We start from the raw sequence: 16,534 nt of genomic DNA, 5'->3' as shown, positions 1-16,534 counted from the left end.
CTATGAAGCCGGTGGGTAAATGACTTCCAGGATATCCAGTTCATCCATGCCCGCGGGCGTGCGCAACGTCACGGTATCCCCCTCGCGCGCCTTGAGCAGCGCGCGCGCAACCGGCGAAATCCAGCTGATCCGCCCTTGCAGCGGCTCGGCTTCATCCACGCCGACAATGGTCACGCGGAACGTTTCGCCCGCTTTGTCCGAATACACGACTGTGGCGCCAAAGAATACTTGGTCGCGATTGGGTTGCGCCGCGGGATCGACCACCTCGGCACGCTCCAGCCGCTTGGTCAGAAACCGCATGCGCCTGTCGATTTCGCGCAAGCGTTTCTTGCCATACAGATAATCGCCGTTCTCGGACCGATCGCCATTGGAAGCAGCCCACGATACGACCTGCACGACCTCGGGGCGCTCGACATTCATCAGATGCGCCAGCTCGGCGCGCAATCTGTCATAGCCCTGGCGGGTCATATAGTTTTTGGTGCCAGCCGGCAACGCGATGGACTCAGGCAACTGGTCATCGTCATCGTCGTTGTCGGATTCCTTTACAAAAGCCTTGTTCATATTTGTCGACAATACAAAACATCGAAACCGCCCGCCGGCGGCGTCATCATATCCAATCGTGCCAGACGGGGGTCAACCCTGCCGGCAGGGGTGGCAATCCGCCCAGATCCATTTTGCCTTCACTCGGGCTATGAAAATCGGAGCCACAGGATGCCAGAAAACCGTAGCGTTTGGCGACCCTGGCGTACTCGACATACTGCACGGGCGCGTGGCTGCCGGTGACAACCTCAATGGCCTCGCCTCCCAGATCCTTGAAGACCTCGAACAGCGCATCAAACTGCGCGGGCGTATAGTGATAGCGTCCCGGGTGCGCAATGACGGCACGTCCGCCGGCGCCTTTGATCCATCCAATGGCCGCTTCCAGGCTGGCCCATTGCGTGGGCACATAGCCTGGCTTGCCGTCAGCCAGGTAGCGGTCAAAGACCTCCTGCATGGTGCTGCAATCACCGCGCTGCACCAGAAACCGGGCAAAATGCGTTCGGCTGACCAGCGATGGATTTCCCGCAAACGCCAAAGCGCCCTCGAACGTATCCGGAATACCCAGCGCTTCAAGCCTATCGGCCATTCTGCGGGCACGGATGCCTCTATCGTCCCGCATGGCAGCCAGCCCGGCCGCCAGCGCGTCGTCGCATTCATCCAGATGCAGCCCCACGACGTGCAGCGTGCGTCCGCACCACGTCACGGATATCTCAACCCCGCTGACATACCGCATGCCGAGTGCCGACGCAGCCTCCCGGGCGGCAGGCTGGCCCATCAGTTCGTCATGATCAGTCAGTGCCCACAAAACCACGCCGTTAGCATGCGCGCGCCGTGCCACCTCTGCTGGAGGCAGCACGCCGTCGGACATGGTTGAATGACAATGCAGATCGGCCTTCACATGAACTCCCCGCGCGCAATGCCCGTATAGGCCAATTCAGTGTACCGCCTATCAGCCAAGCAAGAAACGGACAACAGGCGCAATCTCCTTGTCTGTGCGCAGCGTAGGCGCGTGGCCCACGCCAGCCACATTATGCAGACTTGCACCCGGGTTGCGTCGCAACATCTCCGCCGCCGCATCAGCCGTAAGCAAATCGGACAGCTCGCCGCGCAGAATCAACAATGGAGCATGGATGCTTTCATAGGCAGCCCAGAGAATACGCTCGGAAGCCAGCAGCACGGCATCCGTTTGCGCCGCCAGCGGTTCCGCTATGCGCAGATCGTAATGCTTGACCCACTGGCCTGCCTGGCGAACAAACACATGTCTGGTAAGCTCGGCCCATCCCGCATCGTCATGTGGACCAAACCCCGCCGAAATCGTGCGGACATAATCCACAGCCTGTTCAAAGCGCTCAAAAGCCATGGGCTGGCCCACATATTCACCGATGCGCGACAGCCCCGGCCCATTGAGCGCGGGACCAATATCGTTCAGCACCATCTTGCCCAGGACCAGCGTATCGTCGGGCGGCAGGCCCGCATCGCCGCGAGCAGGCCGAGCCGCCGCGGACATGGCCAATGCACCGGCCAGCCCCATGCCGATCAGGCCGCCCATGGACGTGCCCACCCAGTCGAGCGTGGCCGGCCTCAGGCGCGCTATCAGCGTCAACATGTCGGACACATATTGCGGCACCACATAACCGGCAGGGTTTACCAGCCAGTCGGAACGGCCCCGGCCAACCACATCGGGGCATACTACGCGATACGAGCCAGCCAGTCGCCGGGCCAGCGCGTCGAAGTCGCGTCCCGTGCGCGTAAGCCCATGCACACACAACAATACGCGAGGATTGTCGGCATCTCCCCATTCCCAGTAAGCCATGCGGTGCGTGCCGGCCGGGCTTGCGCACATGACATGGTCCAGCCGGGGTTCGCTTGCGCCACCGGCTTCGCTGTTGCGGACATGGTTCATGCGCCCGGGCTCGGGCGAGGAGGAGCCAGCGGCCAGAGAGGTTGCGGTGATGTCGGTCATGGAGAACTGTGCAAGGACAATGAAAGGCCAAGTATATGCTGCGTGGCTGACCGCGGGCTAAATATGCAGCGCATGGCCCAGCGCGCGCAGTGCCGCCTCCTGTATCGCCTCTCCCAAGGACGGATGGGCATGTATCGTGCCAGCCACATCCTCCAGCCTCGCTCCCATCTCCAGCGACTGCGAGAACGCGGCGGCGAGCTCGGACACATTGCGGCCCACGGCCTGCCATCCGAGAATGAGATGATTGTCGCGGCGCGCCACAACACGCACAAAGCCGCTGGACGACGCCAAGGTCATGGCCCGGCCGTTGGCGGAGAATGGGAACTGGGCGGCAACACAGTCCATCCCCTGTTCCGCAGCCTCCTGCGGAGACAGCCCCGCCACCACGACCTCTGGATCGGTAAAGCACACTGCCGGAATGGACGCCGGCACGAAGCGCCGCGCGTGGCCCGCAATAATCTCGGCCACCATCTCCCCCTGGGCCATGGCGCGATGCGCGAGCATGGGTTCGCCGGTCAGATCGCCGATGGCCCATACCTTGTTCATTGCGGTCCGGCACTGGTCATCCACCCGCACAGCCTTGCCATGCATCTCCAGCGCCAGAGACTCCAGTCCGTAGCCCTGTATGCGCGGGCGCCGGCCAACTGCCACAAGCACCTGATCCACATCAAGCGTTTCCTGTGTCGCGTCTTTGCCGCGAACCAGCAACCCGCCGTCGGCGGACAGGCCTTCCACTGCGCAACTGAGACGCACTTCGATGCCCAGATCCTTGAGCGACTTCGCCACGGGCTTGACCAGCTCTGCATCGTAGGCGGGCAGGATGCGGTCCTGCGCCTCGATAACAGTGACGGCCACGCCCAGCTTTCGATAAGCGACGCCAAGCTCCAGGCCGATGTACCCGGCACCCACGACAGCCAGGGACGCGGGCAGCGCAGACGGGGATAGCGCTTCCGTGGATGAAATCACTTTGCCGTCGAAGGGCAGGAAAGGCAGCTCCACCGGCTCGGATCCGGTTGCCAGCAAAAGATGATCGCATCCGATGCGCAGAGTCCTGCCCCGCCCCTTTACCGGCTCACCGTCGGCCTCGCCCACCGGCGCCATGTGCACTTCCACTGTTTTGCCGTCGAGGATGTGCGCCCTGCCACGCAGCACCTGCACGCCGTTCTTTTTCAGGAGCGCCGCCACGCCGCCCGTCAAGCGCTTGACGATGCCGTTCTTCCAGGCCACTGTCTTGCCGATGTCGATGGTGGGAGCGGCAGCCTCGATACCCAGCAGCGAACGGCCCGCATGACCAGCCGCGTCATGGAATTGCTCCGCGGCATGAATCAATGCCTTGGAGGGAATGCAGCCGATGTTCAAGCAAGTGCCGCCGACCTCGCCGGCCTCGACCAGCGTGGTGGGTATACCCAATTGTCCGGCGCGAATGGCCGCCACATACCCTCCGGGTCCGCCGCCGATAATCAATAATGTCGTACTTTGCATGACCATGCTCACTCCACGAACAACAGGGCCGGGCATTCGAGGCAGTTGCGTATGCGCTGCACGAACTGGGCGGCATCCATACCGTCGACCACTCTGTGATCAAAGGACGAGGACAGGTTCATCATCTTGCGCGCAACGACCGCCCCACCCACTATCATGGGTCGCTCCACAATGCGGTTGACGCCGATGATGGCCACCTCCGGGTAATTGATAACCGGCGTGGAAACGATGCCGCCCAGCGCACCCAGGCTGCTCAAGGTAATCGTTGACCCCGACAGCTCGTCCCGAGCCGCCTTGCCCTGGCGCACGGCCTCGGCAAGTCGTGAAATTTCCGCACCCGCGGCCCATAGATCCAAGGTTTCCGCATGCTGCAGCACCGGCACCATCAGCCCCGACTGCGTCTGTGCCGCAATGCCCATGTGCACGGCGCCATAACGGGTGATCACGCCGGCCTCATCATCGTAGCGCGCGTTCACTTGCGGGAATTCCCGCAGTGCAAGCACCATGGCGCGCGCAAGAAAAGGCAGAAGCGTCAGCTTGCCACGCTCGGCGCCCCATTGTTCATTGAGGCGCGCACGCAAGGTCTCCACCTCTGTGACATCCACTTCCTCCACATAGCTGAAATGGGGAATGCGCCGCTTGGATTCCTGCATCTTCTCGGCAATTTTCCGGCGCAATCCTATGACTTTGATCTGCTCCTCGCCGTCACGCCGCGCATACGCCATGCCGCCGGCAACCGGACTGCCCTTCGCGCTGCGCTCCAGATAACGATCCAGGTCGATATGGGTGATCTGACCCGCCGGTCCGGTGCCTGGCACGAACTGCAGCTCCACGCCCATCTCCCATGCCCGCTTGCGCACGGCAGGCGATGCAAGCGGCCTGCCGCCGTTGGGACGCGCCGGCCCGGCTGGGGTTGCCGTGCGCGCCGCGCCATCGCGATCCTGCTCACGCTCCGCGTCAGTCGTGGCCTGCACGGCCGCCGACGATGGCGTACCGGTATCGGCATCGGCATCGGCAGCCCGCGCCGTCGGCTGCGCCTCGCGCACTGTTGCGTCATCCTGCTTTGGTGCGTCCGCACGCTGCGCACGGGCTTTGGCATGGTGCGCATTGCCTTCGCCTTCCACCTCCAGGTGGATGAGTTCGGCGCCCACGGCCATGATCTCGCCCACCTCGCCGCCAAGCGTCAGCACTTTGCCGTCGACCGGCGAAGGCACCTGCACCGTCGCCTTATCCGTCATGACGTCGGCCAGGACCTGGTCTTCCGCGACGACATCGCCCGGCTTGACATGCCATTCGACCAGCTCGACCTCGGCAATCCCTTCCCCGATGTCAGGCATCTTGATGATATGCACGCCCATGGTCAACGCCCTCCTGCGATTGCGCCGGCCGCGCCGCTGTCGAACCGGCCCGGAGACTCGTCCATGACATGCTTGAAGGCATTGCCTACCCGCTCGGGACTTGGAAAATAAGCCCATTCATGCGCATGTGGATAGGGCGTGTCCCAACCCGCAACCCGTTCTATGGGCGCCTCCAGGTGATAGAAGCAGTGCTCCTGCACGAGCGCCGTGATTTCCGCACCAAAGCCGCTGGTCAGCGTGGCCTCGTGCAGCACCACGCAGCGGCCGGTCTTTCGCACGGAAGCGGTGATCGTATCGATGTCCAGCGGCCAGAGGCTGCGAAGATCGATGATTTCGGCATCGATGCCGGTTTCCCGTGCGGCAACCTCGGCCACGAAGACCATGGTGCCGTATGTAATGACAGTAAGGTCTTTTCCGGGACGAAACACCGATGCGGACTCCAGTGGAATTGCGTAGTGGCCGTCAGGCACATTGCCCAGGGGATGCTTGGACCACGGCACCACAGGTTGATCATGGTGTCCGTCAAAAGGCCCGTTGTAGAGACGCTTGGGCTCCAGGAAAATGACCGGGTCATCACACTCGATCGCGGCAATCAGCAGACCTTTTGCATCGTAGGGATTGGACGGCATGACAGTGCGCAAACCGGTAACGTGCGTGAATAGCGCCTCGGGACTCTGACTGTGCGTTTGTCCGCCGTAGATGCCGCCGCCGCAGGGCATGCGTATGGTCAAGGGCGCGGTGAAATCGCCCGCCGACCGGTAGCGCAGCCTTGCCGCTTCCGACACGATCTGGTCGGTGGCGGGATAAAAGTAATCAGCAAACTGGATCTCCACCACAGGCCTGAGACCATAGGCGCCCATGCCTACCGCGGCGCCCACGATGCCGCCCTCGGAAATCGGCGCATCGAAAACCCGATGCTTGCCATATTTAGCCTGCAAACCCTCGGTGCAACGGAAAACGCCGCCGAAATAGCCGACATCCTGGCCGAAAATCACGACGTTCTCGTCGTTCTCGAGCATGACATCCATGGCCGAACGCAGCGCCTGAATCATGGTCATGGGGTGTGTATTGGCTTTCTTTTGCTGGCTCATGCTACACCCCCGCCTGCTGGCGCTGACGACGCAGATGCCAGGGCATGTCCTTGTAGACATCCTCGAACATCGTCGACACGCTGGACGTGCGCCCATTGGCCAGCGTGCCGTGGCTCTCGGCCTTTTTCTGGGCCGCGATCACCTCCGCCTCGATCTCCTTTTGAGCCTGCTGGTGCTGCTCCTCGGACCATTCGCCACGCAAGATGAGGTGCTGCTTCAGGCGTTCTATGGGGTCGCCCAGCGGAAACCGGGACCAGTCGTCGGCCGGCCGATACTTGGAGGGATCGTCGGAGGTGGAATGCGGACCCGCCCTGTAGCTCACCCATTCGATCAGCGTGGGGCCAAGATTGTTGCGCGCACGTTCGGCCGCCCATTTCGACACCGCGTGCACAGCCAGGAAGTCATTGCCGTCCGCGCGCAGCGAGACGATGCCTGTTCCCGTTCCGCGCGCCGCGAAAGTCGTGCTTTCCCCCCCGGCAATTGCCTGGAAGGAGGATATGGCCCATTGATTGTTGATCACATTCAGGATGACGGGCGCCTGATAGACATGCGCAAACGTCAATGCCGTCTGGAAGTCGGCCGCGGCCGTGGCGCCATCACCTATCCATGCGGAAGATATCTTGGTGTCACCCTTGATGGCCGATGCCATCGCCCAGCCCACAGCCTGCACAAACTGCGTTGCCAAATTGCCGGAAATCGTGAAGAAGCCATACTCCGGCATGGAATACATGACAGGCAACTGGCGTCCCCTGAGGTGATCCATGTCGTTGGAAAACAGCTGACACATCATATCGACCAGGGGCACATCCTGGGCGATCAGGAGATTCTGCTGGCGATACGACGGGAAACACATATCGCCCTTTTGCAGCACCATGGCCTGCGCCGTGCCGATGGCCTCCTCGCCCAGGCTCTGCATATAGAAAGACATTTTCTTCTGTCGTTGGGCGATCAGCATGCGCGCATCATAGATGCGCGTCTTGATCATCACGCGCAGCCCCTTGCGCAGCAGCTCCGGGTCCAGATCAGGTTCGGCCCAGGCTCCCACGGCCTTGCCGTGCTCATCGAGCACGCGGATGAGGCTGTAGGCCAGATCGGCGCTGTCGGCGACAGAGGTATCGAGAGGGGGTTTGCGGGCCTGGCCAGCGGGCTCGAGCCGCAGATAGGAAAAATCGGTGGCATGGCCGGGACGGCCGGTGGGCTCCGGGACATGGAGCCGCAGTGATTTGTTTTGTCTCATGGTCGCTTTATTGAAAATATCTTGTGGAATTTTCTTTGCTGCTTTCAAAGCCATGCCTTGTGGGCCGGCTTTCCCAGCCTTGTGGGCAGGATGAAACTATCATCGCCTATTCGCGTTCGATGCGCAAGTTGACAGGCGACGCATCCCAGCGCCTGCGGTGCATTTGCCTGGCGCTGCGCACATCCAACCCCTTGGCACTGGAATTTGCGTGGATGGAACCATGCAGGTCGGTGCGCCAGAATACGGCGCCGCTGTCCTCCCAGCGCGCCTGCACCAACGGGCTGGGATGGCCATGCCTGCTCCAGCGCGCCGCTTGGGCAACGGCATGGCGCGCATTCGTAGCCTGAATCAGCGCTTCGCTCGAAGAGGATGCCGAACCGTGATGCGGCGCCATGACCAGATCGGTTGCGGCCAGGCCCTGGCGCACCAGCGCCTGCTCCTGCAGAGCACCAATATCGCCTGTAAGCAGCGCGGCATGGTGCCTGCCTTTGATATGCAGCACGCATCCTCCGTGATTGCGTTCATTGCGCCGCCCCGAGCGTTTGTGCATGGCCTGGTTATCGCGTGCCGGGTGCGCCGGCCAAAGAAACTCAAACCGGACGCCATCCACCGTCCACGCCATGCCGGCCATGCACCGATCCCTGGCAAGCGGCAACGCAAGCGCATCTTCGTGTTTGCCTGGCTGCCGCTGAGCACCCTGCTGCAGCTTGCGCGCCTCCTCGGCCATATGCGCCTCGATGTCGAACGGCGCATAGGATCTCTTTACGGGAAAATTCGCCAGCACGCCGCGCAATCCGCCCGCGTGGTCGATATCCGCATGAGATACCACCAACGTATCCACGCTGCGCACGCCCTGCGCGCGCAGAAACGGCACGATAATCCGGCTGCCGTCCTCGGATTCGGGACTTCGGCGCGCGCCTGTATCGAACAGCAGCGTGTGGCGCGCGGTAAGCACGACAACCGCGCCGGCCTGACCCACATCCAGTGCATGCAGCGCCCAGCCGCCCTCTGGCGGACGCGCGGGCCGCCAGCACAGCGCGGGCACCAGCAGCAACCAGCCCATGCGGCGGAACGGTGCACCATAAGGCATCAGGATGCAGGCCGCGCCCGCCACAGCCAATGCGGTAATCCACCATGGTGCGGCGGCGACCGCAAAGCTGGCGACAGGCAGGCTGGCCAGCCACGCTGTGGGCGCCATGACCGCCTCAAGGCCCAGATGCCCAAGCCAGACCAGGCTCTGAGCCAACCAGCTCAGTCCGGGCACGCAGGCGGCCGCGGCCGCCAACAGCGCCACAGGCGTCACGAACAGGCCGATGACAGGAATCGCATAGGCATTTGCCAGCGGCGAAACCGCTGAAACCTCGTGAAACAGTACGGCCAATATCGGCGTGAGTGCCAATGTCACGCTCAGCTGCAAGCGGGCAGCCGCGACCAGGGACGCACGCAGTCCGACCCAGTACGATGCATGCCGGATATCTTGCGCCGCCAGACCGTTCTCGGCTGAGTTGTGTCTCATTGATATTCCCAGCCACATTCGGCTGGCAAACAGCACCGCCACGGCACCGAACGACAGCCAAAAGCCGCTGGACAGCAAGGCCCACGGGTCCAGCATGACCACCACCGCTGCGGCAAGGCACAGAATGCGCGAACCGCTGATGGGCAGGCGCACACCATAGGCAAGGGCGACAATCGCAAGCATGAAGAACGTGCGCCGGGCCGGCACGCCCCAGCCGGCAAGCAGGCAATACAGCCACGCCACAAGCAGCGCGCTCCACGACGCGGCAAGCCGCGCCGGAACGCGCTCGGCCAGGCCGTGGCGGCCCCAGCGCACACGCCGCCACAACCAAAGCACCGATACGCCTGCCAGCGCAGCCACCATGGTCACATGCGAGCCGCTGATGGAAACGAGATGCGTGATCCCGCTACGATTGAATATCTGCCAGTCGCCTGCCGGCACCGCCGCCTGGTCGCCTATGGCCAGGGCAAGCAGCACCCCGCCATACCGACGGATCTCTATATGGGGCAGCAAAGCTGCCCTCACGTAGTGCCGGGCGCGCTGGGCAACAGTGGGAAGATCAGCCCAAGGTTCGTCGCGCAGCAACTGTGGGCGGCCGCGTACCGTGCCGCTTGCGCGCACGCCTTGCGCAAACAGATGACCCTCATAATCGTATCCTTGCAGATTGCGCGCACCATACACTGGCCGAAGCACAAGCGCCATGCGCCAGACCTCGCCCGGACGCAGAACCGGAAAATCATCGCCGCCTTTACGCGGCGCGCCATAAGGGCCGCGCCAATCTGACGCGCCCCAGGTGACCAGGATGCGCCGGGGCACGCCGTCTGGGTGCGCATGCAGCACATCGGCCTCGAACTGGCGGCGGCCGGCATCCAGCCGGGGCAAGGACGCTATGCGTAACGTCACGCGCGACACCTGGTTCTCGTTGTCTTCCTCGAGCGCATCGCTCAGGCGATATTCAATACGCATGACGGTCAAAGCCAGCCCGATGCAGAACAACCAGCCTGCGAGTACCAGACACCTCGCCCGCCGGACGGGCCACCAGGCCACCAATGCCGTTGGCAGCAGCAAGGCTGCGGCCATCCACGCCAGTTCGCGCGTCTGCGGCATTGCCGGCAGCACGTGCGCCAGCCAGCACCCTCCCACAAGCGCCACCAACGCACAGCGCCCCACCATACCGCTCCCCAAGACCAGAACAGCCCGCCAGCGTAATAGGCCACATGATGGCTGTGCGGTCGAAGCGTCGGAATTTGCCCATATCGGAATATGCGCTGCGGCGGTTTTTTCACCCAATTCAGGGAATTTTTTCTATCTCTGAAGAAGCAAAGGAAAAATATTCCTCATTACATCGCCATGTGAAAATTACTTGCTGTTTTTTGATTTTTTCACAACAAAAAGGGGCAAATTTTCCAGGCCGCATTGCTTAGAATTTTAAGTATCAAAATAGTTTGCGAGCCAACCACCATGCACAGTACAACAGCCTATTCCCACCGCGCGTCCTTGCTGACCGCAATGGCCAGGAAAATAGACCTTGCATGCCAGGGCGCGGCCGACAAGCTTCCCCAGGCCGTGGCGCGCATCCTCTGCGAGCAGGGGTCGGATGCCGTTCTGCTGACTCCCGAGCAATGCAAAGGCAATGACCAGTGCTATACGCGGCATCTGCTGTATGCGGATCCCGCGGGGCGCTATACCGTCGTGGCCATCGTATGGTCGCCTGGCCAGCAGACGCCCGTCCATGCGCATTACACATGGTGCGCCTACCGCGTATTCAGTGGCAGTCTTGAAGAAGACCGTTATCAATGGGATGCCGGCCATGCCTGCGCCCACCACGGCGCAACGGTCGCGCGTGTTGCAGGACAAACAGGGTTCGGCCATGCCGGCATGGACCAAATACACCGGCTACGCAATACATCGGCGCACCCCGCCATTTCCATCCATGTCTACGGCGTTGACGCCGCGCGCGTCTCCACGCATGTCAATCGCCTTGCGCCCGAAGCGCATGAAAGCCAGCGCGAGGCCGAACTGGCCTGATCAGCCCGCGGCACCGCCGCGCAGGACGACAAAAAAAATGGCGGGCCACATCAAGGACTCGCCATTTCTGTTTTCAGCCGCTTTTCAATGCCCGGCGCCTTCAGGCAGCCGGGCGTTTGCTTCCCAGGTGTATCAGGCCCGGCGTCGCCGAACTGCTTCGCCCAAGTTCATCATCAGCCGATTGGCCCACGCAAATATAGACGTGGCGTTGATCAGATCCAGAATTTCCGCGTCGGCAAGGCCCGCATCCCTGAGCGCCGCAATGTCCGAGGCGTTGATATGCTCGGGAGATTCCGTGATTTTGATGGAAAAGGCGACCACGGCCTGCTCTCTTTCCGTTGCGCCGGCTCCATGTGGATCATCAAATACTTGCGCCACAGTATCGTTGCGTTTGGCCATCTGTTCATAGCGCTGTGCATGCACCGAGCAGCAATATACGCAGCCATTGATACGCGAAACAGTCAGTGCACCCAGTTCGCGCTCGGCGCGCGGCAGGCCGCCTGGCGCATACATAATGGTGTTGTAGGCTTCCGATCGCTGGCGCAGTATTTCAGGCTGATGCGCCAACGCCAGATAGTAATCCGACGACTTGGCCTGCGGGTGGCTCATCTCCAACACTTCAATCTGCTCGGGCGTGGCCGTATCGCAATCCACGACGTCCACCCACGCCTTCCAGTCCAGGGTTTCGTTGGTGAACCCATTGTTTTCGATCACAGTTTTCATTTGGATGCCAACTCCTTCATTGCAAGCAACCCAGCAGCAACACGGATCTGATACGAAAGAAACGCAATGAGCTGAGCGAGTGTGACGATATCCGGTGTGGCAACACCTGCGTCGCGCAGCCGCTTGATCTCCTCTGCATCCCCTTCCACCGGTTTGACGATGAGCTTGCGGGCGAAACCCAAGATCACGGTCAAGCGTGTGTCGTTCAAGGACGCCAGGGCATCCGTCTCTATGGCGGCCAACACAGCCTGCTCCACGCCTTGCGCATGCAGGGCCTGTCTGTAATGCGCACTCAACGCGGAGGATTCCGACAATGAGCACGCATAGAGCGCGACAAGCAGCCGTTCGCGCAACGCAAGGCCCCGTGCCGAGGCATCGAAGAATACGTCATAGCTCTTCTGCATGGCTACGGCGACTTTCTCGCGCGCATGGCGCACGTCATACAGTGGATCGGGCGGAACCAGGCCCGTGACGATATCCATGACATCCCCCGCGGCGGCGCCGTGGGTCTGCACGTCATGCAGTTCTTCCTTCAAGGTTTGCACGCTTTATCTCCTCTTTAGTGTGCCGAAAGGCCAATGCCGTCGGATGGCGGCCATGGCCGGACTTGGCGGCGGCAATCCGCACGGGCCGCCGCGCATGCGATACGACCCTGTGCTGACAACGGTCAAATCAGGCAGGAGTCCATTCGTCGCCGAACACCTCGGGCTCGTCATACTTCTCCAGCTGATCAAAATGCGTGTCGATGTTCTCCACAAACAGCAGCGCCGCTATGCCTTTGGCCAGTCTTTCGGCGCCGTCGCTGATCGCGGGGATGTCGCCGGATACGGTTCCATGCGACATGGCTGCGGGATAACAAAGGCAATGGATGCGCGACAGCCCCGGCACGTCATGCCCAGCCTTGGCCTGAAACTCGAAACTGGGTCCAAGGTCGGGCGAAGTCGCAAGCTCTTGATCTTCCTCCCCAGCACCCGGCGTGTAGCGCTCGATCCAAGTGCGCACATGCGGCGCGATTTCCGCATACTCGGGCCGGGTTTCCCAATCGACCATGAACCCGGTTGACAGAATGAGGAAGTCGAAATCGAACGTCTTGCTCGCGGTGTCCACCCGCAGGCGGCCTTCATGTTCGGCAACACGCACTACGGGGCTAGCAAGATTGAAGCTGACGTTTTCATGGCGTGACACGCGTAGCATGCTGCCGCGCGGAGGCGGAACCTGGCTGCGGTTGATGTAATGCCTGATCCGCCACTTCCAGGCGTCCGGCAGTTGCTGGTAGCCATGCGTAAAACCAGCACTGCCTGCGCCCTTGCCTTTGTTTACCCGGGGAATATCGGATCTGCGTATCAGCATGTCCACATGTGCGGCGCCTGCCTCGAGCGCGGTACTGGCCGAATCCATGGCGGACGCGCCCGCGCCCACGACACCAACGCGCAAGCCGCGCAATGTGTCATAGTCCATGGTGTCCGACGAATGCGCCCAATAGCGGCGGGGAATATTCTCCATGAAATCGGGTATATACGGCCCGCCCAGGCCGGCACGGCCCGTCGCCAGTACCAGGCGGCGCGCATGCAACACGCCGGGGCCAGCGGGCGCTTCAAACTCGATGCGTACATGGTCCGCGCGAGGCTGGATGCGCACGACGCGATGCCTGTTGCGAATATCCAGGTCCATCACCCGCCGATACCAACGCAAATACTCCATCCATTGCAATCGAGGTATCTTGTCCAGCGCGTCCCAGGCGTCCAGGCCGAACTGTGCTTCGTACCATGCCCTGAACGTCAATGCCGGCAGCCCCAAGGCCGGCCCCGTCAATTGCTTGGGCGAGCGCAGTGTTTCCATGCGCGCCGTGGTTGCCCACGGCCCCTCGAACCCCTCGGGTGCCGCGTCCAGCAAGACAGCCTGCATGCCCAGGTGCTTCATGCAGGTGCCCGCTGCCAGACCAGCCATGCCCGCGCCGATGATAACGACGTCCTGCAGGCACTCGCCTCCCGCACGGCCCGCTGGCACCCAGCGCTTCGCCGGCAGGTCCAACCATGCCAGGTCCTGCGCCAGCCGCTGTTCCAGCGCGGCCAGCCCGCCGGGCCGGACGCCTGCCTCGGCCTCCTCTCCCCAATCCACCTGTACGGTGAGATTGCCGTCCGCATATCCTGCCCTGTGCATGCTGTTGTCTGAATAAGCCATGTCTTTCGCACTTTCCTTGTCTCGTTCTGCAGTCCGGCATCCGCAAACGGCGTGAAGAAATCCGTCCCGATGCCGTGCCACGTTTTGTCTGCGACAAACTCGTTGACGCTATCTACCCTTGGGCGTAGTCTTTCATGCCAGCCCGCCTCGCAACAAGCGGGTTATATAAAAAGCAACTTTCGTCTGGAACAACACCTCATGCGCTACGACCTTACCGACCTCAAACTCTTTGCAGCGGTTGCCGATGCGGGCAACGTATCGCGAGGTGGCGCAGCCTGTTTTCTCGCCCCCTCCTCGGCCAGCCTGCGCATCAAACAGCTCGAGGAGACCTTGGGCACCCAATTGTTCAAACGCGAAGCGCGCGGCGTGTCGCTAACCCGCGCAGGCCAGATCCTGCTCGAGCACTGCCGCCGCTGCCTGGCCGACCTGGAGCAAATGCATGCCGACCTGGCGCCGTTTGCCAACGGCATCAAGGCGCAGATAACCCTGTTCGCAAACAGCAGCGCCATCGCCACCTTCGTACCTAACGACCTGCGCACCTATCTGCGGGACTACCCCGAAGTGCGCGTGGCCATGGAAGAGCGGCTCAGCCATGAAACCATTGACGCCGTGGTCGGCGGCCGCGCCGACCTTGGCATCGTCACCTGGAATCAAGACCATCCAGATCTCGTCTTTCTGCCATACCGGCTTAACGAGTTGGTCGTGGTCGTGCCGCCTGACGATCCGCTGGCCACCCGGAAATCAGTCACATTCGCCACCTGCCTTGAGCGCCCCTTCATCTGCATGAACAGCGGCACGGCGATATACACCTACATCGTCAACCAGGCCGCCGCACTGCGACGGCATATCGATGTGCGCATACAGGTCAGCAGCTTTTCCTCCATTCTTTCGCTGGTGCGCGCCAACGCAGGCATAGGGCTTGTGCCCCGGCCTGTCTTGCAGACGTTGAATTGCAAGGGCGTGAAACTGATTCCGCTGGATGAAGAGTGGGCCATTCGGCCGCTTACCATCTGCAAGCGGCGCGACGACCGGTACATGACGCCATATGTACAGGCCTTGCTTGACTGCCTCTTGTCGGCGCCCAAGATGGGCTGCAACCCCGAACCTGCTCAGCGCCCCGGCCAGCCAGCCGCGTAACCGGCCACAGCGCGCTGCAGAAAAGCCTTGATGCTTTCCCACGTTCTCTCATTGGAAAGCGCATTGGGGCCCGGCGCGCCGCCGCCTGTAAACAGACGCCCGGTCACCGGATGCCTGTGCGTGATCTGGGTTGTCGGCACATAGGGAAACACGATGGCATGGCCGGCGTCGGGCGTATCCACCCATTGGTAGTCATAAGGGTAGTGATTCGCCCGCAAGGCATCCACGACCATCCGGCTGTAGAGACTGGAAGGCCATGCCGCATCGTCCGTGCCCGACAGCAGGATAATGGGCGCGCGTATGCGCTCCACGGGTATGCGGGCCCGCGCAACCGCTTCCGTATCCCTGAGCGCCGTCCTGATGGAAACCTCGTGCCGCTGGCCCGCATCAAAGGCGGCCCAGCTTGCGGTTCGGTTGTCATTCCAGATGTGGACCAGCGGCTTGCCATCCAGCAGCCATGCCGGGCCATCGCGACCGACAGCAGGGTCACACGCATTCTGGCCCCCATGTACCACAGCACCCGGCACATAGGCCACGACCGCGGATACGTCCTTCGGGTAAATAGAGGCCAGAAGCAGCACCAGCTCGCCGCCACGCGACTGGCCATTCAGGGCGACAAAACCCTTGGCCGGTTTCTGAGTGGCACGTATCCAGTCCAGTCCGCGCTTGAAGTACTCCAGCGGCGTATTGGAAATATAGTCGGACAATCCCGGCGCCTTGAAATAGGCCAGCGCCAGGGCCACGTAGCCGTGCGACGCGTACAGCGCCGCGCGCGGCTCGTTGATGCCGCCACCTGAGCCGTTCAATATCATCACCGCGGGATGAGGCCCCGGCGTGGCGGGCCGGAACAGCGTGCCCACCAGCCCATCTGCCCTCACATCTTCCCGCACAACACCTTGTCCTGCAAAGCGCTGCACCAGCGTGGCCTCGGCGCTGCCCTGGCTCGTTTCGGCAAACAGATGCGTCACCAGGGGTTCCAGCAAATTGTCCGGAAAGACGTTGCTCACCCCGTCACCATCCGGTTTCTGGGACCATATCAGCCCCATTGCCGAAACGCCTTCGTAGTCGCCATCCAGTGGCGCCGTGCTGCCCAGATCGAGCCGTCCCTCTGCATCCGCCTCGAACCGCGCCGTGCTGTGCCAGTCGACGCCATCCGCGCGCCGCGTATGCGCCCGCAGCGTAACCTGGCTGCACGGCGCGAGGCCTTCCAGGCGTATGCGGCGGGGCACGTCGACGAGGTCATCCGCAGGCTGTACTGTCAGACACACTTTGCTCATG

14 protein-coding genes are annotated in these 16,534 nt (G+C 62.1%); 2 read left to right on the top strand and 12 right to left on the bottom strand.

Annotated elements, in window-relative coordinates; genetic code table 11:
* From greB to ERD78_RS06615, 8 genes are all read right to left on the bottom strand, one after another.
* Positions 1–561 (bottom strand): transcription elongation factor GreB, encoded by a 561-nt coding sequence (gene greB, locus ERD78_RS06650; RefSeq protein ID WP_129968512.1) that lies wholly within the window; start codon positions 559–561, stop codon positions 1–3.
* A gap of 46 nt (positions 562–607) precedes the next feature.
* Complete coding sequence (locus tag ERD78_RS06645; RefSeq protein WP_129968511.1) at positions 608–1,438, bottom strand: 3',5'-nucleoside bisphosphate phosphatase; 831 nt, start codon at positions 1,436–1,438, stop codon at positions 608–610.
* 51 nt (positions 1,439–1,489) lie between these two features.
* Positions 1,490–2,443 carry an alpha/beta fold hydrolase gene (locus ERD78_RS06640; protein WP_245152405.1) on the bottom strand — a complete coding sequence of 318 codons (954 nt, stop codon included), beginning with the start codon at positions 2,441–2,443 and terminating at the stop codon, positions 1,490–1,492.
* A 117-nt stretch (positions 2,444–2,560) separates the two neighbouring features.
* Positions 2,561–3,991: a dihydrolipoyl dehydrogenase gene (gene lpdA / locus ERD78_RS06635; protein ID WP_129968510.1), complete on the bottom strand. Its 1,431-nt coding sequence runs from the start codon at positions 3,989–3,991 to the stop codon at positions 2,561–2,563.
* Between the two features lie 2 nt (positions 3,992–3,993).
* The gene (locus tag ERD78_RS06630) at positions 3,994–5,343 is read right to left on the bottom strand and encodes a dihydrolipoamide acetyltransferase family protein (RefSeq protein ID WP_129968509.1); all 1,350 of its coding nucleotides are present in this window, start codon (positions 5,341–5,343) and stop codon (positions 3,994–3,996) included.
* Between the two features lie 2 nt (positions 5,344–5,345).
* On the bottom strand, positions 5,346–6,434 hold the full coding sequence (locus tag ERD78_RS06625) for an alpha-ketoacid dehydrogenase subunit beta (RefSeq protein ID WP_129968508.1): 1,089 nt from the start codon (positions 6,432–6,434) through the stop codon (positions 5,346–5,348).
* 1 nt (position 6,435) lies between these two features.
* Positions 6,436–7,671, bottom strand: coding sequence for a 3-methyl-2-oxobutanoate dehydrogenase (2-methylpropanoyl-transferring) subunit alpha (locus tag ERD78_RS06620; protein ID WP_129968507.1), 1,236 nt, complete (start codon positions 7,669–7,671; stop codon positions 6,436–6,438).
* Between the two features lie 106 nt (positions 7,672–7,777).
* Positions 7,778–10,360 carry a DNA internalization-related competence protein ComEC/Rec2 gene (locus ERD78_RS06615; protein ID WP_129968506.1) on the bottom strand — a complete coding sequence of 861 codons (2,583 nt, stop codon included), beginning with the start codon at positions 10,358–10,360 and terminating at the stop codon, positions 7,778–7,780.
* A 288-nt stretch (positions 10,361–10,648) separates the two neighbouring features.
* Here ERD78_RS06615 and ERD78_RS06610 point away from each other — a divergent pair, with 288 nt between their 5' ends.
* Complete coding sequence (locus tag ERD78_RS06610; RefSeq protein WP_245152369.1) at positions 10,649–11,215, top strand: cysteine dioxygenase family protein; 567 nt, start codon at positions 10,649–10,651, stop codon at positions 11,213–11,215.
* A 132-nt stretch (positions 11,216–11,347) separates the two neighbouring features.
* Here ERD78_RS06610 and ERD78_RS06605 read toward each other — a convergent pair whose 3' ends face one another.
* From ERD78_RS06605 to ERD78_RS06595, 3 genes are all read right to left on the bottom strand, one after another.
* Positions 11,348–11,938, bottom strand: a complete 591-nt coding sequence (locus ERD78_RS06605; RefSeq protein WP_129968505.1) for a peroxidase-related enzyme — start codon at positions 11,936–11,938, stop codon at positions 11,348–11,350.
* The gene (locus ERD78_RS06600) at positions 11,935–12,483 is read right to left on the bottom strand and encodes a CMD domain-containing protein (RefSeq protein ID WP_245152368.1); all 549 of its coding nucleotides are present in this window, start codon (positions 12,481–12,483) and stop codon (positions 11,935–11,937) included. The genes ERD78_RS06605 and ERD78_RS06600 overlap by 4 nt, the downstream gene beginning before the upstream one ends.
* A 127-nt stretch (positions 12,484–12,610) precedes the next feature.
* Positions 12,611–14,119 carry an NAD(P)-binding domain-containing protein gene (locus ERD78_RS06595; protein ID WP_245152367.1) on the bottom strand — a complete coding sequence of 503 codons (1,509 nt, stop codon included), beginning with the start codon at positions 14,117–14,119 and terminating at the stop codon, positions 12,611–12,613.
* A gap of 198 nt (positions 14,120–14,317) precedes the next feature.
* Between ERD78_RS06595 and ERD78_RS06590 the strand changes: the two genes are divergently transcribed.
* The gene (locus ERD78_RS06590; RefSeq protein ID WP_129968504.1) at positions 14,318–15,256 is read left to right on the top strand and encodes a LysR family transcriptional regulator; all 939 of its coding nucleotides are present in this window, start codon (positions 14,318–14,320) and stop codon (positions 15,254–15,256) included.
* Here ERD78_RS06590 and ERD78_RS06585 read toward each other — a convergent pair.
* Entirely contained in the window at positions 15,229–16,533 is a 1,305-nt protein-coding gene (locus ERD78_RS06585) for an acyl-CoA thioester hydrolase/BAAT C-terminal domain-containing protein (RefSeq protein WP_129968503.1), read from the bottom strand. The genes ERD78_RS06590 and ERD78_RS06585 overlap by 28 nt on opposite strands.
* Position 16,534 lies beyond the last annotated feature (1 nt).

This window comes from Allopusillimonas soli, assembly GCF_004153445.1.
Taxonomy (GTDB): Bacteria; Pseudomonadota; Gammaproteobacteria; order Burkholderiales; family Burkholderiaceae_B; genus Allopusillimonas; species Allopusillimonas soli.
This window is presented reverse-complemented; position numbering and strand designations above follow the sequence as displayed.